Here is a 22,523-nt window from a genome sequence, read left to right as displayed (position 1 = left end):
CGAAAAATCAATTCTACTCTCTGATTTAAGATTTCTTTGCATCATAAATCAACCCAACCCTTAACATAGCCAAATGAAACTAAATTGATTACTCGTTCGTCTAACTAACTTGTGATAAACTAATATCATAAAAGAGGTGATTGTCTTGGCTATCCAATACCCTAATGGGAAGGTATATACACCTACCAAGAAAACAAAAACCCCAAAGCAAAAGGATTATTCTTTCAGTAATAGGGGTAAGACGTTAGAAGATGAGATAAATGATGCCAATGAGTACTATCTAGCTCATGACATTGCTGTCATCTATAAAAAACCAATACCTATTCAGGTCGTTAAGGTAGATTACCCAAGTAGAAGCTCGGCGGTTATAAAAGAAGCTTATTACAGGACACCATCCACTACTGACTTTAACGGGGTATACAAAGGGAAATATATTGACTTTGAAGCAAAAGAAACGGAAAATAAGACTTCATTTCCTTTAAAAAACGTTCATCTTCATCAAGTAGAACATATGGGAAGAGTTGTTCAGCAACTCGGTATTAGCTTTCTATTGGTTCGTTTTTCAACAACGGATCGATATTTTTATTTGTCTTACGAGCATTTAAAATTTTTTTGGGATAGAATGCGATCTGGAGGAAGAAAATCAATCACTCTCGGGGAATTTGAGGAATATGGGATTGAAATAACTCCAAAATATGCACCAAGGGTCAATTATTTAAAGATAGTTAATGACTTGTATGTATAAAGGGAAAGTGAGGAGACGTTTATGAGTGAGCAAAAATCTACTCGTGGACAAAGAAGAAAACAACAACTTGAACAAAAGAAAAAACAAACAAAACCTGCAAAAACATGGCTAAAACGTATCATGATAGCAATTTTAGCAATTGGATTAGTAGGATTAATAACTGGTGGGTCCGTTTATGCATATTATGCAAGCACAGCACCAGATTTAGATGAGGAATTACTAAAAGACCCGATCAGTCCTAAACTATTAGACGCAAACGGTGAAGAGTTTGCAACCGTCGGAAGTGAAAGCCGAGAATATATATCCTATGAGGAAATTCCTCAACAAATGGAAGATGCCATTTTGGCAACAGAGGATGTTCGTTTCTACGATCACATGGGAGTAGATGTCTTACGTTTAGGTAAAGCCGTTTTAGCCAACCTGAAGGATGGATTTGGTGCACAGGGTGCAAGTACAATTACTCAACAGGTTGTCAAAAACTCTTTCTTTACAAATGAAAAAACAATAAAACGTAAAGCTCAAGAAGCCCATTTAGCTCTACAATTAGAGCGTGAATATAAAAAAGAAGAAATTTTTGAAATGTATTTCAACAAAATTTTAATGTCAGGACGTATTTATGGCTTTGGTACTGCTTCTAAATATTTTTATGGGAAAGAACTAAAGGATCTTGAATTACATGAAATGGCTGTATTAGCGGGAATGCCTCAAAGTCCTAATAACTATAACCCTTTTAAAAATCCAGAACTTGCTGAAAAGAGAAGAAATACAGTTCTTTACTTAATGAATCTTCATGGCAAAATAACAGATGAGGAAATGAAAGCAGCCCAAGCTATTCCAGTTGCTGACTCCCTTCTACCCGAAGATCAAAGAGTAGCGAACCAAGATTCTAAATACGATGCATTTATCGATATAGTATTAGAAGAACTTGAAGAAAATGGAGATGCAGATGCTATTTCCGAAGGTATAACTATCCATACTACACTTCAACCGAAAGCTCAAGAGAAAGTAGAAGAAACCTTAAACTCAGACATCTTCCCTACTGAAGATATACAAGCTGGTGTTGCAGTAATTGATACTAAGACTGGAGCAGTTGTCGCTGCTGGTGGAGGAAGAAATTACGGAGTAGATCGAGGATATAATCATGCGCATGATATGAAAGAACGCTCACCTGGTTCGACTATTAAGCCTTTAATAGACTATGGTCCAGCTGTAGAATTTTTAGACTGGTCACCTGCTCAAACCATCGTAGATGAAGATATTAAGTATACAGGTACTGATCAAGTAATACGTAATGCCGATAATAAATATCTAGGTGCTATGACTATGCGTGAAGCATTATATAAATCTCGCAATACTACAGCAGTCAAAACATTAAAAGAAGTAGGTACTAAGAACGCAAGAGAATTTATTAGTCGATTTGGAGTAGATATCGGCACAGTAAATGAAGCCTATGCAATTGGTGGTATTTCAAAATTTATGTCCCCTATTCAACTAGCAGGAGCATACGCTGCGTTTGGTAATAACGGGAATCATACAGAACCATATGCTATTAACAAAATTGTATACAGAGATGGCAAAACAGAGAAAAATTACAAGCCTGAATCCAAGACAGTTATGAAGGATTCAACAGCTTACATTATTACAGACGTTTTACGTGATGTTTTAACAAAAGGAACTGGTAAGGCTGCAGCAATCAGCGGATTAGATGTAGCAGGAAAATCTGGTACGTCCAATTTCAGCGGAGATAAAAAAGGTGTTCCAGATGTATGGTTTGCAGGGTACACAACTAACTATTCAGTAACTGTTTGGTCAGGTTATGATGACAACTCTGCTATTACAACTGCCGAAGAACGAAGTCTTCCACAACGAATCTTTAAAGAAATTATGGGAAGTATTTCAGAAGGACAGAAAACAGAAAGATTTAAAAAGCCTAATTCAGTCGTAGAAGTAACAGTTGAAAGAGGTTCTAATCCATTAAAATTAGCTAGTGAGTATACACCTGAAAATATGAAGCTAACAGAGTTATTTGTTAAAGGGACAGAGCCTAAACAAGTATCTGAGGAATATGACCAGCTAGAACTAAATGCCCCTTCTAACCTATCTGTGCAATATGATGAAATAACATCATCAGCAACATTAGATTGGGACTTCGAAGGACCTGAAGGCGAAGAAGATGTTAACGTTCAGTTTGAGGTAGCGGTCTCTATTGACAACGGTCCAAGCGAAATTTTACAAACAACAGATAAAACAGGGTTAATTGTTCAAGCTCTAATCCCTGGTAGTAAATATTTATTTACCGTTACAGCAATAGCTGAGGATGTTCGAAGTGAATCAGCTAGTGTAGAGCTAGTACTCGAAGGTATCGAAGAAGAAGATCTCGAGTCTCCTGACTCGGAGGAAGAAAAACCAGAAGATACCGAGGGCGAGAATGAAAACCAACCTGGTAACAATGGTAACAATGGTAACAATGGTAATGGTAATGGTAATAACGGTAACAATGGTAATAATGGAAACGGTAATGACGGTAATAGTGGTAATAATGGCAATGGTAACAACAACGGTAATGGTGGTAATAATGATGGTGGTCAAGAAGATGGAGGCACCGATGGAGAAAATCCTGAGGAAACCCCTGAAGACGGCACAGAAACCGGATCTACACCTTAAACTATCCGATTATTACTTAAAATGATTAAAAAAAGAACGAGGAAATGGGATTATAACCCTTTCCTCGTTTTTTAATTGTTTCTTGAATTTATAAAGTGATTTTTTATTGCTTACTTTAGTTTAAGTGTAACATTTCACAAACGAACTCGTTTCACGAAATACCAACCCTACCCTTTAAAGAGGGCACTGAAATACTTACGTTTTTATAATAAATTTGTTTTGAAAATTAAAAAAGGGTACTTTTTGTTCAAATTGAACAGAAAACATCCTTTTTCATTGCCTTATTCTTGCTCTCCTTCGTTAAGTAACTTTAGGATTCGCTTCAGGTTGACCGCAAATATGGTTGTGGCTCCTTGTATTTCCATGCCAAAAAGACTCGTGCTAATCGCTGTATCGTAGCCGTATCCACTCTTTATCCTTCTTTGTAACACCCAACTCTGAAAGGGCATATTTTACATTTTTCCACCTCAAAATTATATTTATCATTGTGCGCACCCCTGCATTTACTTTTCTTTAGTATAGCAATAAAAGAATTTTTTTGCCTGAGTACATTTTTAATAAATTCTATAGTGGATTGGAGTGCAGAGCGGTGACTCCTAGGGGATTAGCGGCCACGGCGAGCACCCGGACTGAGCGCAGCGAGGGAGAAGGCTTGCCGGGCCGCCCCCAGGAAAGCATCCGCTCGGAACGGAAAGACACGGTCTCAGGAAATAGGAGCCTTTATTCATACTCTACCTCTAAGAGTTTAAAAGTACTTTTTCAGTGCACTCGCCTTTAACATAGCCATATTTTTTTATATTTAAACTGCCCTAATCTAAAAATGCCCCATATGGACTCCCTCTCTAAGTTAGTTTAGTATCTAACTTTTAGTAGGCAGTACATATGGGGCATTGTTGAATAATTAAGGTTTTCTTGATTCCATAATAAAGCGAAGAGCAAGCTTCTTTTCCGTTTCTTTAAATAATTCATCCAGCTGTCGAAACGCCGCAAAAGTTTTATAGTTCTGTTTTATAAAAGTAAAACGTTCCTGATAGTTTAATGGACAAGTGCCATCTGCAAGGTCGATTAACTCGTTTAACAGATCAATTCCTTTTTCCATTAAATCAATAGACCCGTTATTTCTTTTTTTATAATGAGCTTGTATCTCATCTCGCATCTTTGACCACTTTGCAAAAAGTCCGACAAAGTCTTCTTTTTTAAGCTTGGACAACTTTACTCATCCTTTTTTTACCCTCTCTGCACACAGGCAGTAACGGACATTGTGGGCAATTGGGATTTTGTGCCTTGCAATGGTAGCGGCCAAAAAATATAAGCTGGTGATGTGCCTTGGACCAGGATTCAATCGGAGTCTTTTTCATTAACGTTTCCTCGACCTGTAGGACAGAGTCCTTCCATCGACATAGTCCTAATCGCTTCGATACTCTTTCGACATGAGTATCGACGGCAATGGCAGGAATGTCAAAAGCAACTGAAACAACTACGTTAGCAGTTTTGCGCCCTACTCCTGGAAAAGTAGTAAGTAGATCTCTGTCTTCCGGTACTTCTCCATTATAAAGCTCTATTAGTTGCTTACTAAGCGCTTGAATATTTTTTGCCTTATTACGATATAGGCCGATTGAACGTATGTCGTTTTGTAGCTCTTCGATTGAAACTGCTAAATAGTCTTCGGGCTTTTTATATTTTTGGAACAAATTTTTAGTTACTTTATTTACAAGCACATCCGTGCATTGCGCTGATAAAAGTGTAGCTACTAATAATTCAAAAGGATTATCGTGGACTAACTCACAATGAGCATCCGGAAACATCCTTTCCATTTCCTCTAAACAAAAATGCCATTGGGCCTTTGTAAGCAACGTTCTCCACCTACTCTCTTTCTTCTAACCAATTGTAAAAAGGAACTTTCGCCGCATCTAAGGATTGCTCCTTTGGTCTTTGCATTGGTATATGCTGTCTAAACTGAGCCGACTGATTTTCTGCAGCTTCTACTGTTTTTATATTTTTCTTTTTCCACTCGAATAATATGCGGTCTATATAGCGCAGGCTTAGCTTTTGAGATAAGACAGCCTCTTTCAAAGCTAGCCTTATTAAAGAGGCAGAATGCTTGTCCTGGTCAAACCACATTCCAATTGTTTCATATTCCATTGGAGATAACAATCTACCGAATTCAGCTTCAAATAATTTGTAAATTTCGCCTTCTTCGCCCTTCACTTCTTCGTCTTCTTTATTAAGGTTTTGTTGCTCTACGCAATCGACCAAAAGCTCCCATAAATGATTAAAATCATAGTATTCATAATGAACTCCATTTTCGTCCATATGCTGTTCAATTTGGATTAATCCCTTTTGGACAAGACGTTGTAAAATCGTCACTACTTTATGTTCGTTAAAATGTGTACGTTCCACTAAGTTTTGAGGGGTTGGAAAGTGGTTACCCGCTTCTCCAAAAGCGATAAGATGTAATAGCAGAATAGCTTCCTCGTCCTTGACATTAATGGCCTTGTAATGGCTAAAAAAAAGCTGGGAAATGGTTACATTTCCCTGCTCTGTCCAGATTCGGAGCCGATTTCGCTTTTGCATACTCGCACTCCCTTTCTTATATAATACGCTGTAAAAGTTTATTAACGTAAATGTTCTTTCTTTCTGATTCTTATTATGGATATAAACGGTTTAATAGTCTTGGGAATGGGATAGATTCACGTACGTGTTCTGCTCCACTTAACCAAGCTACTGTACGTTCTAATCCAAGCCCAAACCCTGAGTGAGGAACAGACCCTTGTTTACGTAGCTCTAAATACCATGCATAAGCCGATTCATCTAATTTATGCTCTGCAAGACGTTGTTTTAGTAAATCATAATCATGAATACGTTCTGATCCACCGATAATCTCACCATATCCTTCAGGAGCGATTAAGTCCGCACATAATACAACATCGTCTCTGTCTGGATGAGGCTGCATGTAGAATGGTTTAATGCCTATAGGATAATGCGTGATGAATACTGGCATATCATAGCTTTCTGCGATAGCTGTTTCATGCGGTGATCCGAAATCATCTCCCCATTCAATATCATCAAAGCCTTTCTCGTGTAAAAACTTAATTGCATCATCATACGTGATACGTGGGAATGGTGCTTGAATTTTTTCTAATTTAGAAGTGTCGCGTCCTAAACGTTCTAATTCTAATTGACAGTTTTTAAGAACAGATTGGACAATATATGCCACGTATTGCTCTTGTACTTCTAGATTCTCATCGAATTCTACAAACGCCATCTCTGGCTCGATCATCCAAAATTCAATTAAGTGACGTCGTGTTTTAGATTTTTCTGCACGGAATGTTGGTCCAAAGGAGAATACTTTTCCTAATGCCATTGCTGCAGCTTCCATGTATAGTTGTCCAGATTGAGATAAATATGCATCCTCATCAAAATACTTTGTATGGAAAAGCTCTGAAGTTCCTTCAGGAGAAGATCCAGTTAAAATTGGTGGATCCATTTTTACAAATCCATTTTCATTAAAGAATTCATATGTAGCACGAATTATTTCATTACGAATTTTCATAATTGCGTGTTGTTTTCTAGAACGCAGCCATAAATGACGGTTGTCCATAAGAAATTCAGTTCCATGCTCTTTTGGTGTAATAGGATAATCAACCGCAGCGTGAATTACTTCGATTTCTTTTACTTGTAGCTCATATCCAAAAGATGAGCGTTCATCTTTAGTTACTTCTCCAGTGATATACATAGAAGTTTCTTGAGTTAACCCTTTTGCTGTTTGGAAAATTTCTTCTCCAACAACTTCCTTTACTACTACTCCTTGTACAAAGCCGGAGCCATCACGTAGCTGTAAAAAGGCAATTTTTCCGCTTGAGCGCTTGTTCGCAAGCCAAGCCCCAAGTTTTATTGTTTCTCCTACATGGTTGGCCATATCTTTAATCATAATTTTTTTCATGTTGTCCTCCATTAGTCATAAATAAATTTTACAAATTGGATATTCTCTTCCACCAGTCGCCGTTATCAAATAATAGATAAACGTAGTTTAGATTATCCTTTGAATTGACAAAGGTAATCTCCCATACAGGGCCAACCTCTTCCACACCTAACTTAGCGTGGAGCACCTTACTTTCTTGCTCTCCATCCAAAACGATGGAGATGGCTTCTTCTTTTGATATACCCTCTTCAAAGCTTACCTCCATGATAGGCTCTTCATTTGCCTTCAGAGGGATAAAAAATGCTTTTTTGGCGCCATCTTTTGTGTTACCTATAATCGTCTGATAAGAGTCGGTACTATTATACACATAGGATTCATCAATTGTCTCCAATAAGTTATTCTTTAGTGTATAAGATTCTGCAGACGTTAAGGCTTCCTTAAATGGCTCCCGAGCCTGAGTATATATAAGAATGCTAAGGATTGCGGTTAGGCTAATTGTAAAAATAACGATAAATAATAGCCATCTTTTAAGTGCCATATTTAGGTCCTGTAAATGGTAAAGACTGCTTTTTCTTGGTCTTCTTTATCTAATGCCAATCCAAACATTAAATCCTTTTCCTTCAAAGAACGGTTCAATGCATCTACTATTTTGTATAGATCTGATTGGTATTGTACGGTGACGGTGGAGATGACTTCGATTTTGTTTTCCATATTTCTACCCGCTTTCTAATACTCATCCTTAATTAGTATACCAATTTTCTAGCTCTAAGACTATATTTTCTAGTGATACTTTCTTTACAGGTATGTTAGGAATCGCCTGTAAAAAATCAGCCCCATACGACTTAGTCTCAATTCTTCTATCTAATACGATAAATACTCCCTTATCAGCGGAGGAACGAATTAAACGACCAAATCCTTGTCTAAATCTTAGAACTGCTTCTGGTAAAGAGTAGGATGAAAATGGGTTAAGCCCGTTTCTGCTCATTAATTCTGCACGTTTTTTAAATAATGGGTCATCTGGTGATGAAAAAGGTAAACGCACCATGATCACGACAGACAGTGCCTCCCCTGGCACATCTACGCCCTCCCAAAAGCTATTGGTGCCGAAAAGTACAGATTTCGAGAAGCGTTGAAAGGATTTTAATAGACGCATTCTACTGCCAGTTGTAATCCCTTGGGCAAACAGCATATAATCTTCGAGCAGGTTAGTCTCTTGTATTAACTCAACCGTTTTTCGAAGCATATCTTGTGAGGTGAATAATACAAAGCATCTTCCGCCAGTTACTAGCACTGTCTGAACAATTGCTTCTGCCACTGACTCAATATAGTCAGATTGTGAAACTTGCTGAATATCCGGCATATCTTCAATAATTAGGAGCTCTGCCCCATTATAAAAATTAGATTCTACTTTAAATTGATGAATCGGCACACTCGAACTAAGCCCTAGCTGTGAAGTGATAAAGTATTTGTTAGATGGTACGGTCAAAGTCCCCGACGTCCAAATAATACCTCCACTATCTCTTAACGGAGCCATTGCTTCTTTTATATCCTCTTGATAATCTAATGGTCTTTTGATGATAGTAAGGCTCCCTGGCACACTCCTATTATCTAGTTCGAGCCATTTTGCTTCTTCTTCACCATCCTGAAGAAATATTTCATCCCACTCACTTACTTTAATCTCTAGCTCCCGTAGCCAATATTCCCACTCATTTACGATAACTATTAATTGAGGGTCCAATAGGTTTTTCTTGGACGAGCCAACATATGGCTTTGTGGAATATATAAACGTCTGCAGATTTTTAGCTACTTTGATAAAATATGATTTATCTAGTTCTAACTCTTCCATCGTATTCGTACGTTTCGTACTTTTAGATTTATGAGGGAAGCTTTGTATAGAAGAAATGATGTGAGACATAGCGAGATCAAACGACTCTACAACATTTACAAAAAGCTTCTCTATGCGGAGTCGTACGGATAAAGAGACGTTTATAAGCGACAGTTTGTAAAGTAGATGATCGGTATCTAACGTTCCAAATTGGCCTAAAATATACTTCCAATTAGTATAGGAAAAAATACGTTCTTTTCGAGAAATACTAGCATGGATCATTTGATGTGCTTCATCAATGATAGTTGCACAGCCATTCTCTAAAAGTTTAACTTCTCTATCCTTGTCTGCTATGATCATAGAATGATTCGTCACAAGTATATCGCAATCCTTACTCCGAAGAAGTGCTCTCTCATAAAAGTCAATTCCTTTTACGTCGTTTATCATCTTCTCAGAGGTTCTTCTTATTTTATCAACAAAGAGTAAACCACCTCCAGAGACATTAAGCTCAGAAAGATCACCCTCCTCTGTCATAGTAAGCCAAACTAAAATCTGCATGATAGTGAAGGTTTCATCATATGACTCGTCATCTTGCTGAAGATGCTCCCAAAAACGATAAAGGTCAATATAGTGGTTAATCCCTTTTAGTTTAGCTACTCGAAGATTTATATTCAAAATGTCATGAAGCTTCGGTATTTCCTCATTTATTAGTTGATCAATAAGATGAGTAGTGTAGGTACTAATAATAATTGGCTTTCCTTGCTCTATTCCATAAATAGCAGCAGGGATTAAATACCCTAATGTTTTACCTATCCCAGTCTCGGCCTCACATACTATTTCTCTAGATTCGGACAGCGCTAGGTGAATTCTATCCATAAGCTCAAATTGGCCAGTTCTTTCCTCCAGCTTTAAACTTCCTTGTTGGAATAACTGCTTCTTTTCGTCGAAAGAGCTTGGGTAAACTAGCTCACTTTGCGTTGGAAGAGGCTCATCTCTTTCATATTGTAAAGGGATCCCTCGATATTCTAAATAATCCTTTGAGTCATACATTTTTCTTTTCATCGTCAGCACTTCAAAAAATATAAGAGCTAGATTGGATTTTAATTGAAAGGATCTCTTATGTAAAAGTTCTATTGTTTTCATTGGCAGCGTTTGTAGCTGATCAAAACATTTCAGCAGTAAATAAGCTGTAGCCTTCGCATCGTCATCTGCTCGGTGGGCAGATTCAAGCTCTATATGTAGCTCATTTGCTATATCCTGAAGTTTATAACTATAAATATTAGGAAACATCAGCTTTGCAAATTCCACTGTATCAATCGATTTACAAACTAATTTAGGTAATCCTACACGTTTTAGCTCCTGCTGAAGAAACGTTAAGTCAAAGTTCGTATTATGAGCAACAAAAATATGATCTTGCAACATTTCCAACACTTTTGGGGCAATCTCTTCAAATCTAGGAGCATCCTTGACATCTTCTTCCTTGATGTTAGTTAGATCCTGAATAAATAGAGGAATTTGTTTTTGCGGATTTACAAACGTATTAAAGGAGCCCGTTATTTTATTATTTTCTATAAAAACAATTGCAAGCTGAATAATTCGGTCACCATTGGCAGATGAATGGCCTGTTGTTTCAATATCGACAACTGCATATTTATGATTTTCCAACACACTTCATCTCACCATCATTAAAATTAAAAGCATTCTAACAAGCGCTCGAGCACTGCTTTTTAAAAATTGTACCACATTACTTTATTAGAAACGAAATATATGTAGGACTTAAAAAAAATTAAAATTATTATCCCTACTTCTTTCATTCTCAAATAAACAATTCAAATCCTATTTAGACGAAAAAATGTGCAGATCTAGCTTGTTAGAGAGAAAGTTGCAATAGCAATAAAAAACAAAGCCCCGGAAATTTTACGATTGGTAAAATTTCCGGGGACTTTTGAAATCCAGGGGCTTTTTTCTCCAGCCACCTCCATGTGCAATTATTACATGACTGTTGCTTCTGGCTCGTAGTTGATAATTTGGTTAATCGTATTATCTGAGTTCATAATTCCTACTGTTGGACGATGGTTTTTTGCTTCTTCATTCATTACGTATGCATAAGACAAGATAATTACTATATCTCCACGTTGAACAAGGCGTGCTGCAGCTCCATTTACACAAATTACACCGCTTCCACGTTCTCCTGCGATAATATATGTTTCAAAGCGTGCCCCATTATTGTTATTGACAATATGAACCTTTTCATTTGGCAGCATTCCTACTGCATCCAAGATATTTTGGTCAATTGTAATACTGCCTACATAGTTTAAATCCGCCTCAGTGACTACTGCTCGGTGAATTTTACTGTTTAACATCATTCTTAACATTATTACTGCACTTCCTTCATATTAACTATTATATTATCAATTAATCTTGCTTTTTCAAAAAATACGGCAGCTGCAAATAAGACTTCTTCTGTGTACTCGTTTACAGGTTGTAGTGTTGGATAAGCCAAAGCCTCCAGGTAATCTATTTTACCAGATGTGTTTTCAATTATATATTGTTTAGCTTCAGCAATAGCCTTTTGTACATCCCCCGTGCGATGCACGTTCTCTTTTGCCAGCGTAAGCGCCTTGTAAATATGAGGGGCAACTTCACGTTCTTGCGCGCTAAGAAATACATTTCGCGAACTTTTAGCCAATCCATCTTCTTCACGTATAGTTGGAACAGCAACTATTTCTAGCGGGAAATTGTATGCTTCAACAAACAGCTTAATAATCGCAAGCTGCTGAGCGTCCTTTTGTCCAAAATATGCCTTTGTAGGTTGAACTAAATGAAATAGCTTAGATACTACTTTCAGTACACCATCGAAGTGACCTGGACGTGTGGAACCACATAGCTTGGTAGAAATATCACCGGCATGTATCGTAATCCCACTTTCAAAAGGATACATTTCATCAGGCGTTGGAACAAATAATAAATCTACTCCAGATTCTACAGCAATCTTTGTATCTCGTTCAATATCTCTTGGATATCTATCTAAATCTTCATTTGGTCCAAACTGTGCTGGATTTACAAAGATACTAGCAACTACGAACTCGTTTTCTGCTCGAGCTTTAGTAAGTAGTGCTTGGTGGCCTTCGTGTAGATACCCCATCGTTGGTACAAAACCAATAGAGTGTTGTTTATGTTTTGCAATAATTGCTTTAAGTTCATCAATCTTTTGTACTGTTTGCATGGCTAGGGTTACCTCCGTATAGTTGGTTTAGTTGATCATCCTTCATGGTGAAAGAATGCTCTGTAGCAGGGAATGCACCATTTTTAACTTCTTCTACATACTTCTTAATACCGCTTAAAATAGGTTCCCCCACATTTGCATATTCTTTTACGAACTTCGGTATATGATGAGATCCATACTTAACCAAGTCATGGAATACTAATACTTGGCCGTCCGCAGTCGAACCAGCTCCTATTCCTATCGTTGGTACCATGAGAGCACTCGATATTTGCTCTGTTAGCTGATAAGGGATACACTCCAACACGACAGCACAAGCTCCCGCCTGCTCACATTTTTTGGCATCTTCAATTAGTTTTTGCGCAGCTTCCGCAGTTTTCCCTTGCACTTTATATCCACCCAGAACTCCTGCAGATTGAGGTAACAATCCTAAATGAGCGACTACCGGTATACCAGCAAATGTCAGCTTTTCAATTACAGGTATAATTGCTCCTGCTCCCTCTAGCTTTACAGCCTGTGCACCCGTCTCCTGCATTAAACGAACTGCGTTAGAGAGCGACTGATCGATATTTCCGTGATATGTTCCAAATGGCATATCCACAACTAAAAATGTATTCGGTGCTCCTCTTCTAGCAGCTTTACCATGATGAATCATATCATTCATCGTAACTGATACCGTAGAATCGTACCCTAGCACTACCATCCCAACTGAATCCCCTACTAAAATCATATCGACATTAGCTTCTTCAGCAAATTTGGCTGTTGGGAAGTCATAAGCTGTGATCATAGAAATTTTTTCTTCATTACTTTTCATTTTCAAAAAATCACTCGTTGTTTTCATCCATTTCCCTCCTTATAAAATTATTACCTCGGTCTAGCACATAAGCTTACCTTTGGTAAAATAGAAGAGAAAACCAAATATAAAGCCCTTCAATCCTTTACTTGGACAGAAGGGCAGAAAATTTAAATTCATCGGTTTTCTCCGTCCCTGTCATTCATAGATCAAGGCAGACTATTTAATTTAAAAAAGTAACTTACCGGTGTAGTTCTAAAAAGATACTACCCTTCGCATACAGAATAACAGAATTAGACGAAAACGTCCAAATTAAATTTTGAGTAAATCAATATCAGCCGAATAAATACCTTTTATTTCTCCATTATCTAATTGAAGCTGCAAAGCTCCATCATTAGTAATGCCAATAGCCTGTCCCTCAATTGTATCCCTAAGAGTAGTAGCTCTAATCCTATTGCCAATAGTACAGTTATAGCTCTCCCAAATGAGTTTAATAGGTTCAAAACCTAGAGTGATGTACATATCACTATATTTTTCTAGATAAAATAGAACTTTGGCAGCTAGGAGAGCTCTGTCTACATGTTCTCCAGTTTCCAACTTTAAAGAAGTGGCAATAGATTCCAAAGGTCCTTCAAAGGATTCTGATGTCTGATTTACATTGATACCCATTCCAATAATAATAGCTTGTACACGGTCCATATCTGACTGAAGCTCGGTAAGGATACCAGTCACTTTCTTCCCATTAATGAGCAGATCATTAGGCCATTTAATGCTTGGCACACAGGTTGTAGTATCTTCTATTGCTCTGGCGATTGCTACAGCAGCTACTAGCGTAAACTGTGCAGCAAATTGAGGACTAATATTAGGTCGGAGTATGAGACTCATCCAGATCCCCTTTCCAACTGAAGATTCCCAAGAACGGTCTAGTCTACCACGACCTGCAGTCTGCTCCTCTGATACTACTAACGTTCCATGAGCGACACCCTCTCTCGCTTTGTTTGTAGCAATCGTCTGAGTAGAATCACAAACCGGATAATATATAATATTTTTACCTAGTTCTTTTGTTTCGAGATGAAGTGAAATACGTTCACTAGCTAAAGTATCCGGCATCTGTTTAAGAATATAGCCCTTTTTCTTTATAGCTTCAATTTCGTAGCCTTCTTCTCCAAGTCCTTTAAGATACTTCCATACCATCGTTCTAGAAATCTCTAGTTCTTCTGCGAGTGCTTGACCAGAAATTGGGTCTCCCTTTGCAGCCTGGAGTCTAGAAATAATTCTTTCTTTAATTGATATACTCACGAAAAAACCATTCCTTTATCTGTGCTCTGTCGTTTTTTAGTTCTTCGTTCAAAATCATTATCGTTAACTTATCTAAAGCTTCTTTAATCCAAGGGCCTCTTTTTTCCTGCTTCCATTCCATTAAATCATTCCCACTAACTACTACATCTCGCTTAGACGAAATAGCTAACTTCTTTTTTTCTTCTCTCAAGAGCTCTGGGGTATATGAATGCTCGATATTAAATAGGACCCTTCCATAGCTCGCTGCTGCAATCAATACTTCATCCGAAAACTGAAACAGCTCCACAGAATCCCAGCTCCCATTATTCAAAGATTCCACAGCACGGAGCACTTCCTTGACGTGTTTTTTTTCTGAATTGGAGCATTTAAAGGCAGAAAGTAGCTCAGTATGGTTAGAATCTTTATTCATTAATATGAAAAATGCCCATCCATTTGCTTTCATCCCAAAGCTATTAAAATCTCTCCATTTAGAGATTGAATCTACCCAATTTCCTACAAAATGTCTCGATAGCCCTGTAGAAACAAACAGTTCCATTCCTTTTGAGGGGTAATTACTAACCCAAATTTTCTCTAGCTCTACTTTTACTCTCTCTATAGAGATATGACTGATTAAAGGATGCAGCTCTTTGATGGCAGCTTGTGTCGAGCTATCTAAGGTGAAATTTAATTGTGCTGAAAAACGTATAGCTCGTAGCATCCTAAGGGCATCCTCGGAAAACCGTTCCTTTGGATTCCCTACTGCCTTGATCGTACCTTTTTCTAAATCGGAACTTCCTCCGAAGAAGTCGATTAACTTATCTTCTTTAGTTAAAGCCATCGAGTTAATCGTGAAGTCCCGTCTCTTTAAATCTTCCTTAAGCGTGTGAACAAATTTAACTTCGTCCGGTCTTCTATGGTCACTATACGTAGTCTCCGATCGAAAGGTTGTAACTTCAATTGGTTCTGATAAAACAACAAGAACAGTTCCATGTTCAATTCCCACATCAATAGTATGTTCAAATAATTCTTTTACTTGTTGTGGTAAAGCATTAGTTGTTATGTCTACATCGTTAGCTTGAACACCTCTCACGAAGTCTCTTACTGCTCCACCAACCACGTATGCTTCGAAGCCAGCATTTTCAAGTACGGAGATTACTTTATAAGCATCTGGCCATCGATTTTCCATTTATTTTTTCGCCACTCTTTCATACATCTCTTCATATTGATCTACTATTTGCGAGGAGCTAAAACGTTCCTTTACAATTTGGACTGCCCTTTTCTTTAACTGGTTATGTAAATGAGGATCCTTCAATATTTTCAGACCATATTCGGCAACACTGTCTATATCTCCAAGAGGTACCAAATATCCATTTTCACCAGGTATTATTACTTCAGGTATACCACCGACGGCAGTTCCAATACATGGAACCTCACAAGCCATTGCCTCCAGTAATACTAAACCAAATGACTCTTTTTCAGATAACAGTAGCATCAGATCTGAAATAGAATATAGCTCTGAAACATTTTCTTGTTTTCCAAGAAAGAGAACGTCTTTCTCAATTGGCTTACCCTTCACATATTCCATTACTGGATGCTTTTCTGGACCATCCCCTACTAATAGGAGTTTTGCTGGGACTTCTTTATGCATTAATTCAAAGCTTTTTACAACATCCGGAACGTGCTTGACTTTCCTAAAATTGGATACATGGATGACAACCTTTTCATTCTCTTTAATGCCTAATAATTCTTTTAGGTTGTTTGCATCCTTTTTGTGATACTCTCTTTCATCCACAAAATTATATATCGTCTCAATATCTTTTTTGGTCGTAATCAGCTCTCTAGTTTGTTTCACTAACGATGTAGAGACGGCTGTAACGACATCTGACTTTTCAATTCCATACTGAATGGCTCCCGTCAACGATGAATCATAACCTAGAACTGTAATGTCTGTCCCATGCAAAGTAGTAACAATTCCAATATCAGAATTAGCCATATCCTTAGCAAGGATTGCGCAAACCGCATGTGGTATTGCATAGTGGACATGGAGAACATCTAAGCCCTCATCTTGAATTACTTCAGCCATTTTATTAGCCAAAGCAATATCATAAGGGGCATACTGGAATACAGAGTAACTATTTACCTCCACCTGGTGGAACGTAATAGTTGGATAAATTTTGTTTAAACGAAAGGGAACACTAGATGTGATGAAATGGATCTCATGCCCTTTTTCAGCAAGCATTTTTCCTAGCTCAGTAGCTATAACTCCGGAACCACCAACAGTAGGATAGCAAGTGATACCTATTTTTAGTTTACGCATGTATATGTCCTCTTTTCTTTATCTACCCCGACGTTCTTCTAAAAGACGCCAGTCTAGAAACCCCTCTTCTATTCCTTTAAGGAGAATTTCCGCAGTACCCATATTAGTTGCCAATGGGATTTGATAAACGTCACAAAGGCGGATTAAAGCAGTAACATCCGGCTCGTGAGGCTGCGCTGTAAGGGGATCACGAAAGAAAATAACCATATCCATTTCATTATTAGCGATAGCAGAACCAATTTGTTGGTCTCCGCCTAGTGGACCTGATTTATACCTAAAAACAGAGAGACCGACCTCATTTATAATCCGTGTACCTGTTGTACCAGTAGCAAATAACTCATGCTCTTCAAGAATAGGCTTATATGCTGTTACAAATTGTATTAAATCCTCTTTTTTCTTATCGTGAGCCACCAATGCGATTCTCATCACGTTTTCCTCCTATAAAATAATCTCTTCTAATCCATATATTAATTTATTTTGACACATTACTTCTTTAATAGACAATACCACACCAGACATAAAAGAGCCTCTATTGAATGAGTCATGTCTCAATGTTAATAGTTGACCGTCTCCACCTAATAACACCTGTTGGTGAGCGATTAAGCCTGGCAGTCGAACACTATGAATTCTCATGCCTTCAAAATTCGCCCCTCTTGCTCCAGGAAGGATTTCTTCCTCCTGTGGATGTCCTTGCGTTGCTTCTGTTCTAGTGTTTTGTATCATTTGAGCAGTTTTAATAGCAGTGCCCGAAGGTGCATCTATTTTTTCGTCATGATGCATTTCAATAATTTCTACGTCCGGTAAATACTTTGCAGCTGTTTGAGCAAATTTCATCATTAATACTGCACCAATAGAAAAGTTAGGTGCAATGATACAGCCAATTTGTTTTTCTTCCACTAAATTCCTAATACTATCTAGTTGTGCATCAGAAAATCCAGTCGTTCCAACTACAGGTCTTACACCATATTCTAATGCTGTTATTGTATGGTCATATACAGCAGACGGAACTGTCAAATCCACTAAAACATCTGGAGCAGTTTCTTCAATTAATTCAGTTAAGGATGTAAAGATAGGTATATTATCTCCTAGAGTTTCTTCATGTTTTTTAGAATCTAGTAGTCCAACCAATAAAAATTCTGCATTTTTAATAACAGTACTAACTGCTTCTCTTCCCATTTTCCCTCTTGGTCCTGCTATAGCTACTTTAATCACCATAGTTAGTCCTCCTTTTTAGTCCAGCGATCTTTATCTCGAGTGTTATATTTATGTAAAACTTTTTGTAAGGCATCTTCTAAATCTATGCCCTCAGAGTTAGCCAGACAGATCAACACAAAGAAGAAGTCTCCCATTTCATCAGCTAATTCTTTTTGTACTTCCGTATGCTTCTTTTTCTTAGTACCATACTTATGTTGTACCTCTCTCGAAAGCTCACCTAGCTCCTCTGTTAATCTTGCTAGAAGCTCCATAGGAGGAAAATAACCTTCTTTAAATTGGTTTATGTATGTATCAACTTCTTGTTGAAGCATATTTAATGATTTTGTTTCTTTCATTAATCTCACTCTCCTTCATTCATCGTAATAAAAATATAAGGGTGTTGTCAAAAGCAAAAAAATAATATAGATTTAGTATGGACTATAAAATGAGGTGGTACAATGGGGATTGGTTTAAAATTAAAGAATATATTAATGATTATTTTAGGTTCTGCAATATTTAGTTTCGGCTTTGTACACTTTAATATGCAAAACGAACTAGGGGAAGGCGGCTTTTCCGGAATAACATTAATTTTGTACTTTGTCTTTCATTTAGATGTATCTGTAATGAATTTAGTATTAAATATACCTATGTTTATTTTAGGTTGGAAGCTTTTAGGTAGGAGAGTGTTCTATTATACATTAATCGGAACCTTTTCTGTTTCCGTATTCCTGAAAATTTCCCAAATCTACGAAATTCAGCTAGGAATTAATGATGATTTATTTTTAGCCTCTCTTTTTGCTGGTGTGTTTATCGGTGTTGGTTTAGGTATTATCTTCCGAGCTGGCGGAACGACTGGTGGCGTTGACATTATTGCTAGACTAGCTCAAAAGTATCTTGGTTGGAGTATGGGTAAAACCATGTTTATGTTTGATGCCGTGGTTATCATGGTTTCTTGGTTAACCTTCTTAGATATTCGTTCTATGATGTATACGCTTGTAGCAGTATTTGTAGGCGCACGTGTAATTGACTTTGTTCAAGAAGGTGCATATGCTGCTCGTGGAGCATTTATAATTTCTGAACATCAGGACGCTATTGCAAATAGGATTACAAATGAAATGGATCGTGGGGTTACCGTCTTAAAAGGATACGGACATTATACGAAAAAAGATCGTGAAGTATTGTATTGTGTCATTTCTAAAAATGAGATTATCCGTTTAAAAACGATTATATCTTCTGTTGATCCGCATGCCTTTGTTTCGGTAACAGAAATGAACGATGTCATGGGCGAAGGCTTTACGTTAGATGAACAAAAAAAACCGTTGCTTTAAATTATGAAAGAGCATGCTCACACTTTTACAGTGTAAGCATGCTCTTTTGTTAAGAATAGTTGTTATTCATTAAAAGAGACTATCTTAACTTGCTAAGATAGTCTCCATTGTTTTTGTTTTGGAAATTATAAAATTCTGAAACTGTGGATAAATCCACCGCCTTGCCCCTCGGGGTCAAATGGTAAAAAGCTCCGGTGGCTGTGGAACTGCCTCCTCGCTTTTTCCCATTTGCCTGTCGGGGCAGAGACAGGCGATTGCGCTTTTCTTGTTTATTCGCTTCTTGACATACCTGTATAGATTAATACTAAACGTAATAATTCTAATACTGCAACTGCTGCTGCTGCAACGTATGTTAATGCTGCTGCACTTAATACTTTTTTAGCGTGACGCTCTTCTTCGTTTCTAATTACTCCTAATGAAACCATTTGGTTCATAGCACGACTAGAAGCATTAAACTCTACAGGAAGTGTAACGATTTGGAATACAACCCCCATAGCAAGAAGAATGATACCTAATAACAGCATATTAGTAGAAGTAGCAAAGATACCAATCATGATAAATACCCATGAGGCATTGGAAGAAATATTAGCTACTGGTACTAACTTGTGTCGTAATGTTAAGAAAGAGTATGCCTCTTTATGTTGAATCGCATGACCAACTTCATGGGCAGCTATTGCAGCTCCAGCTACAGAAGCCTCATGGAAGTTATGGCTAGATAAAGCTACTATTTTCGTCATTGGGTTATAATGATCACTCAAAAACCCGCTACTTTCCACTACCTTAACTTCATATAAACCATTCTCATCTAATATTCGTCTAGCTACTTCTGCACCAGTCATTCCTGAAGTGGAGCGGACTTTGGAATATTTCTTATAGGTACTTTTTACTTTCATTTGTGCGTATAGTGGCAACAATAAAATTATCGCAAAATAAACGATATACATTCCCAACAGAAATTCCCCCTCTCGATATCTAATTAATATTTTATATGCTATTTACGTTGTAATCAACTGATATGATTTGTCCTTTTCTGATATACGAAATACGATAAAAGAATACACGCAATCGATAACCAGAAGGTAAAATAGCCTATATTACTAGCGTACTCACTTAGGCTTCTATAGGTAGGCATTTGACCAAATACATAGTCTATCACATCATTGTGGAGCGTCCAAATGGCCGCGATCACAATATGGACAAATTTAAATCGGTAAAAAGGAATATATAGAATAGCTTGGAGTGCCATAGCAAAATGTGAGCCTACTAGCATCCAGCCCATCCAGCCTATATCTCCAGTTTCTACTAGCGTCCATAAATTCATGACAACTGCCCATAGTCCGTATTTCACAAGTGTAATAAGCGCTAAAGCTTCTATTAGTTTCCAGTTTTTATTCATTAGCCACCCTAAAAGAGCAAGCGTAAAAAATAGACTCGCTGTTGGACTATCCGGTACAAATATTAGAAATTTTGTTTCAGTAACAGATAATTGACCCTTATACCAGTAATACCCGTAAGTCGTTCCAATTAGGTTAACGTAAAATAACAACCACATGAATGATTTATTGTAGAGCACTAATTTTAGATGCGTCATCATATATATTTCCCCATACTCCCTTATTTTATTATAAACAGAATAACTATAATTTTTTGTAAAGAATTTGTAAAATTTCATAAAAGGAATAATTGCTAAAAAAAGAGAGTCAGTTACCTGACTCTCTTTTTTTGGATTATTCTGCTGGTTGTAAAGTTGTGATAAACTCAGCAAGCTCTTGTAATTCCTCTTCCGTTCCTTGGAATGAGCCTGGTGGCATTGTTCCAATTCCTTCATGAGCAATTTCAACGATTTCTTCAGCAGTATATTCTAAACCGATTAGTGGCTTACCTATACCGCCTTCAAAAGCATTACCATGACAGCCTATACATGATGAGCCCTGATAAATTTCAAATCCAGGTGCAGTTTCATCAATTTCTACAGCCACTTCTTCTCTGATTTCACCTTGTGCTTTAGCAGCTTCCCAGTCGTGGTTTGCTACAGATTCCCAAGTTAAGAAAATGATTGAAGCGATAGCTAAAAGCATGAAACCAGTTGGTAATGGACGTTTCCATGGGCTTCTTTCCTTGCTTGTATCTAAGAATGGTACTAGTAAAAGTGCTCCGAAAGCAAGACCTGGCATAACGATTGCTCCAATGATGTTGTATGGTCCAGAAGCAAATTCGTATTTTAATAATTGATATAAAAATAGGAAATACCAGTCAGGTAAAGGAATATAAGCTGTGTCCGTTGGATCAGCTGGTCGCTCTAACGGCGATGGATGTGCAACTGTCAATACTAAATAACCGACTAAAAATACTGCTCCGACTAACCATTCTTTTAGCAAGAAGTCAGGCCAGAAAGCTTCTGTTTTACCTGGATACTCAGAATAGTCTTTAGGAGTTTTCTTTTTACGGCTAGAAGGATCCGTTACACGAGAATCTCCAACAAATTTCAAACCTTTTCCGCGATGCATATTGTCCCCTCCTTTTAAGAATTATCTGTTCCACTTACCCATTATAGTGGTCCAGAAATACCTTGACGACGAATCATGATAAAGTGAGCTGCAAGTAAAGCAAAAAGAGCAGCCGGCAAGAAGAATACATGAATCGCGAAGAATCTTGTTAATGTTTGTGCACCGATGATTGTCTCATCACCAGCTAATAATGTTTTGATCATGCCACCGATAACCGGTACAGATGCGGCAATTTCAATACCTACTTTTGTAGCGAACAATGCTTTCATGTCCCAAGGAAGTAGGTAACCTGTAAATCCTAAACCTAACATAACAGCGAAGATTAATACTCCGACCATCCAGTTTAGTTCACGAGGTTTTTTGTAAGAACCAGTAAAGAATACACGTAAAGTATGTAAGAACATCATAACAATTACAAGAGATGCTCCCCAGTGATGCATTCCACGCACGATTTCACCGAATGCTACTTCATTTTGAAGGTAGTAAACTGATTCCCATGCATTCTCGATATCCGGTACATAATACATTGTTAAAAACATACCAGATAGAATTTGAATAACTGTAATGAAGAATGTTAATCCTCCGAAACAATAAACAAATGCTGAGAAATGATGTGCAGGGTTTACGTGTTCTGGTACTTCATGGTCTGCAATATCACGCCATATAGGTGTAATATCAAGACGTTCATCCACCCAATCATAGATTTTATTAAGCACTGATGTCGTAC

General features: G+C 37.5%; 23 protein-coding genes and 1 pseudogene. 3 read left to right on the top strand and 21 right to left on the bottom strand.

Translation table 11 applies throughout. The features are described 5' to 3' along the window. Positions 1–145 precede the first annotated feature (145 nt). Together recU and Q0371_RS06200 are read left to right on the top strand one after the other, a co-directional pair. Positions 146–745 (top strand): Holliday junction resolvase RecU, encoded by a 600-nt coding sequence (gene recU / locus Q0371_RS06205; RefSeq protein WP_251555874.1) that lies wholly within the window; start codon positions 146–148, stop codon positions 743–745. A 21-nt stretch (positions 746–766) separates the two neighbouring features. Next, positions 767–3,409 carry a PBP1A family penicillin-binding protein gene (locus tag Q0371_RS06200; protein WP_298469485.1) on the top strand — a complete coding sequence of 881 codons (2,643 nt, stop codon included), beginning with the start codon at positions 767–769 and terminating at the stop codon, positions 3,407–3,409. Positions 3,410–3,690: 281 nt separating this feature from the next. Here the strand turns inward: Q0371_RS06200 and Q0371_RS06195 are convergent. The 17 genes and pseudogenes from Q0371_RS06195 to Q0371_RS06115 all read right to left on the bottom strand — a co-directional run. Then, positions 3,691–3,890 (bottom strand): annotated as a pseudogene (locus tag Q0371_RS06195) (IS5/IS1182 family transposase); the annotation flags it as partial. A gap of 420 nt (positions 3,891–4,310) precedes the next feature. Next, positions 4,311–4,619 (bottom strand): YpoC family protein, encoded by a 309-nt coding sequence (locus Q0371_RS06190; RefSeq protein ID WP_251555877.1) that lies wholly within the window; start codon positions 4,617–4,619, stop codon positions 4,311–4,313. Further along, positions 4,606–5,262, bottom strand: coding sequence for an endonuclease III (gene nth / locus Q0371_RS06185; protein WP_169359601.1), 657 nt, complete (start codon positions 5,260–5,262; stop codon positions 4,606–4,608). The genes Q0371_RS06190 and nth overlap by 14 nt, the downstream gene beginning before the upstream one ends. A gap of 10 nt (positions 5,263–5,272) precedes the next feature. Next, the gene (locus Q0371_RS06180) at positions 5,273–5,983 is read right to left on the bottom strand and encodes a DnaD domain-containing protein (RefSeq protein WP_251555881.1); all 711 of its coding nucleotides are present in this window, start codon (positions 5,981–5,983) and stop codon (positions 5,273–5,275) included. Between the two features lie 73 nt (positions 5,984–6,056). Further along, positions 6,057–7,352 (bottom strand): asparagine--tRNA ligase, encoded by a 1,296-nt coding sequence (asnS, locus tag Q0371_RS06175; protein WP_169359550.1) that lies wholly within the window; start codon positions 7,350–7,352, stop codon positions 6,057–6,059. A 28-nt stretch (positions 7,353–7,380) separates the two neighbouring features. Then, on the bottom strand, positions 7,381–7,869 hold the full coding sequence (locus Q0371_RS06170) for a DUF5590 domain-containing protein (RefSeq protein ID WP_251555882.1): 489 nt from the start codon (positions 7,867–7,869) through the stop codon (positions 7,381–7,383). Between the two features lie 2 nt (positions 7,870–7,871). Continuing rightward, complete coding sequence (locus Q0371_RS06165) at positions 7,872–8,042, bottom strand: YpmA family protein (protein WP_144536843.1); 171 nt, start codon at positions 8,040–8,042, stop codon at positions 7,872–7,874. A 28-nt stretch (positions 8,043–8,070) separates the two neighbouring features. Then, the gene (gene dinG, locus Q0371_RS06160; protein WP_298469476.1) at positions 8,071–10,824 is read right to left on the bottom strand and encodes an ATP-dependent DNA helicase DinG; all 2,754 of its coding nucleotides are present in this window, start codon (positions 10,822–10,824) and stop codon (positions 8,071–8,073) included. Positions 10,825–11,147: 323 nt separating this feature from the next. Beyond that, on the bottom strand, positions 11,148–11,531 hold the full coding sequence (panD, locus tag Q0371_RS06155; protein WP_169359553.1) for an aspartate 1-decarboxylase: 384 nt from the start codon (positions 11,529–11,531) through the stop codon (positions 11,148–11,150). 2 nt (positions 11,532–11,533) lie between these two features. Continuing rightward, positions 11,534–12,382: a pantoate--beta-alanine ligase gene (panC, locus tag Q0371_RS06150; RefSeq protein WP_169359554.1), complete on the bottom strand. Its 849-nt coding sequence runs from the start codon at positions 12,380–12,382 to the stop codon at positions 11,534–11,536. Further along, positions 12,360–13,220, bottom strand: coding sequence for a 3-methyl-2-oxobutanoate hydroxymethyltransferase (gene panB / locus Q0371_RS06145; protein ID WP_169359555.1), 861 nt, complete (start codon positions 13,218–13,220; stop codon positions 12,360–12,362). The genes panC and panB overlap by 23 nt, the downstream gene beginning before the upstream one ends. A gap of 264 nt (positions 13,221–13,484) precedes the next feature. After that, positions 13,485–14,471: a biotin--[acetyl-CoA-carboxylase] ligase gene (locus tag Q0371_RS06140; RefSeq protein ID WP_169359556.1), complete on the bottom strand. Its 987-nt coding sequence runs from the start codon at positions 14,469–14,471 to the stop codon at positions 13,485–13,487. Further along, positions 14,455–15,636 carry a CCA tRNA nucleotidyltransferase gene (locus Q0371_RS06135; RefSeq protein ID WP_169359557.1) on the bottom strand — a complete coding sequence of 394 codons (1,182 nt, stop codon included), beginning with the start codon at positions 15,634–15,636 and terminating at the stop codon, positions 14,455–14,457. The genes Q0371_RS06140 and Q0371_RS06135 overlap by 17 nt, the downstream gene beginning before the upstream one ends. Continuing rightward, positions 15,637–16,767 carry an N-acetyl-alpha-D-glucosaminyl L-malate synthase BshA gene (bshA, locus tag Q0371_RS06130; RefSeq protein ID WP_169359558.1) on the bottom strand — a complete coding sequence of 377 codons (1,131 nt, stop codon included), beginning with the start codon at positions 16,765–16,767 and terminating at the stop codon, positions 15,637–15,639. It abuts the gene before it with no gap. 18 nt (positions 16,768–16,785) lie between these two features. Then, on the bottom strand, positions 16,786–17,193 hold the full coding sequence (gene mgsA, locus Q0371_RS06125) for a methylglyoxal synthase (RefSeq protein WP_169359559.1): 408 nt from the start codon (positions 17,191–17,193) through the stop codon (positions 16,786–16,788). Between the two features lie 12 nt (positions 17,194–17,205). Further along, positions 17,206–17,982 carry a 4-hydroxy-tetrahydrodipicolinate reductase gene (dapB, locus tag Q0371_RS06120; RefSeq protein ID WP_298469467.1) on the bottom strand — a complete coding sequence of 259 codons (777 nt, stop codon included), beginning with the start codon at positions 17,980–17,982 and terminating at the stop codon, positions 17,206–17,208. A gap of 2 nt (positions 17,983–17,984) precedes the next feature. After that, positions 17,985–18,317, bottom strand: a complete 333-nt coding sequence (locus Q0371_RS06115; protein WP_251555909.1) for a nucleotide pyrophosphohydrolase — start codon at positions 18,315–18,317, stop codon at positions 17,985–17,987. Between the two features lie 102 nt (positions 18,318–18,419). On the opposite strand from Q0371_RS06115, the gene Q0371_RS06110 reads away from it, so the two are divergent. Next, complete coding sequence (locus Q0371_RS06110) at positions 18,420–19,289, top strand: YitT family protein (RefSeq protein WP_298469464.1); 870 nt, start codon at positions 18,420–18,422, stop codon at positions 19,287–19,289. 269 nt (positions 19,290–19,558) lie between these two features. On the opposite strand, the gene Q0371_RS06105 is transcribed toward Q0371_RS06110, so the two are convergent. The 4 genes from Q0371_RS06105 to qcrB form a co-directional block, all read right to left on the bottom strand. Further along, positions 19,559–20,233, bottom strand: coding sequence for a zinc metallopeptidase (locus Q0371_RS06105; RefSeq protein WP_169359602.1), 675 nt, complete (start codon positions 20,231–20,233; stop codon positions 19,559–19,561). 62 nt (positions 20,234–20,295) lie between these two features. After that, on the bottom strand, positions 20,296–20,880 hold the full coding sequence (locus Q0371_RS06100; RefSeq protein WP_298469494.1) for a DUF1405 domain-containing protein: 585 nt from the start codon (positions 20,878–20,880) through the stop codon (positions 20,296–20,298). 136 nt (positions 20,881–21,016) lie between these two features. Beyond that, on the bottom strand, positions 21,017–21,796 hold the full coding sequence (locus tag Q0371_RS06095) for a menaquinol-cytochrome c reductase cytochrome b/c subunit (RefSeq protein ID WP_298469461.1): 780 nt from the start codon (positions 21,794–21,796) through the stop codon (positions 21,017–21,019). Positions 21,797–21,837: 41 nt separating this feature from the next. Next, positions 21,838–22,512, bottom strand: a complete 675-nt coding sequence (gene qcrB, locus Q0371_RS06090) for a menaquinol-cytochrome c reductase cytochrome b subunit (protein WP_144536871.1) — start codon at positions 22,510–22,512, stop codon at positions 21,838–21,840. Positions 22,513–22,523: the final 11 nt, after the last annotated feature.

The sequence above is a fragment of the uncultured Psychrobacillus sp. genome, assembly GCF_938022135.1.
Lineage (GTDB): Bacteria > Bacillota > Bacilli > Bacillales_A > Planococcaceae > Psychrobacillus.
The sequence above is the reverse complement of the archived record's forward strand: the minus strand, read 5'-3'. Positions and strand labels throughout refer to the sequence as shown.

Bases quoted from the DNA above. Each gene is read 5' to 3' on its own strand.
- Q0371_RS06200 (WP_298469485.1), top strand. From the start codon at position 767: ATGAGTGAGCAAAAATCTACTCGTGGACAAAGAAGAAAACAACAACTT.
- Q0371_RS06180 (WP_251555881.1), bottom strand. From the start codon at position 5,983: ATGCAAAAGCGAAATCGGCTCCGAATCTGGACAGAGCAGGGAAATGTA.
- asnS (WP_169359550.1), bottom strand. From the start codon at position 7,352: ATGAAAAAAATTATGATTAAAGATATGGCCAACCATGTAGGAGAAACA.
- Q0371_RS06170 (WP_251555882.1), bottom strand. From the start codon at position 7,869: ATGGCACTTAAAAGATGGCTATTATTTATCGTTATTTTTACAATTAGC.
- Q0371_RS06165 (WP_144536843.1), bottom strand. From the start codon at position 8,042: ATGGAAAACAAAATCGAAGTCATCTCCACCGTCACCGTACAATACCAA.
- panD (WP_169359553.1), bottom strand. From the start codon at position 11,531: ATGTTAAGAATGATGTTAAACAGTAAAATTCACCGAGCAGTAGTCACT.
- panC (WP_169359554.1), bottom strand. From the start codon at position 12,382: ATGCAAACAGTACAAAAGATTGATGAACTTAAAGCAATTATTGCAAAA.
- panB (WP_169359555.1), bottom strand. From the start codon at position 13,220: ATGAAAACAACGAGTGATTTTTTGAAAATGAAAAGTAATGAAGAAAAA.
- Q0371_RS06135 (WP_169359557.1), bottom strand. From the start codon at position 15,636: ATGGAAAATCGATGGCCAGATGCTTATAAAGTAATCTCCGTACTTGAA.
- bshA (WP_169359558.1), bottom strand. From the start codon at position 16,767: ATGCGTAAACTAAAAATAGGTATCACTTGCTATCCTACTGTTGGTGGT.
- mgsA (WP_169359559.1), bottom strand. From the start codon at position 17,193: ATGAGAATCGCATTGGTGGCTCACGATAAGAAAAAAGAGGATTTAATA.
- dapB (WP_298469467.1), bottom strand. From the start codon at position 17,982: ATGGTGATTAAAGTAGCTATAGCAGGACCAAGAGGGAAAATGGGAAGA.
- Q0371_RS06115 (WP_251555909.1), bottom strand. From the start codon at position 18,317: ATGAAAGAAACAAAATCATTAAATATGCTTCAACAAGAAGTTGATACA.
- Q0371_RS06110 (WP_298469464.1), top strand. From the start codon at position 18,420: ATGGGGATTGGTTTAAAATTAAAGAATATATTAATGATTATTTTAGGT.
- Q0371_RS06105 (WP_169359602.1), bottom strand. From the start codon at position 20,233: ATGTATATCGTTTATTTTGCGATAATTTTATTGTTGCCACTATACGCA.
- Q0371_RS06100 (WP_298469494.1), bottom strand. From the start codon at position 20,880: ATGACGCATCTAAAATTAGTGCTCTACAATAAATCATTCATGTGGTTG.
- Q0371_RS06095 (WP_298469461.1), bottom strand. From the start codon at position 21,796: ATGCATCGCGGAAAAGGTTTGAAATTTGTTGGAGATTCTCGTGTAACG.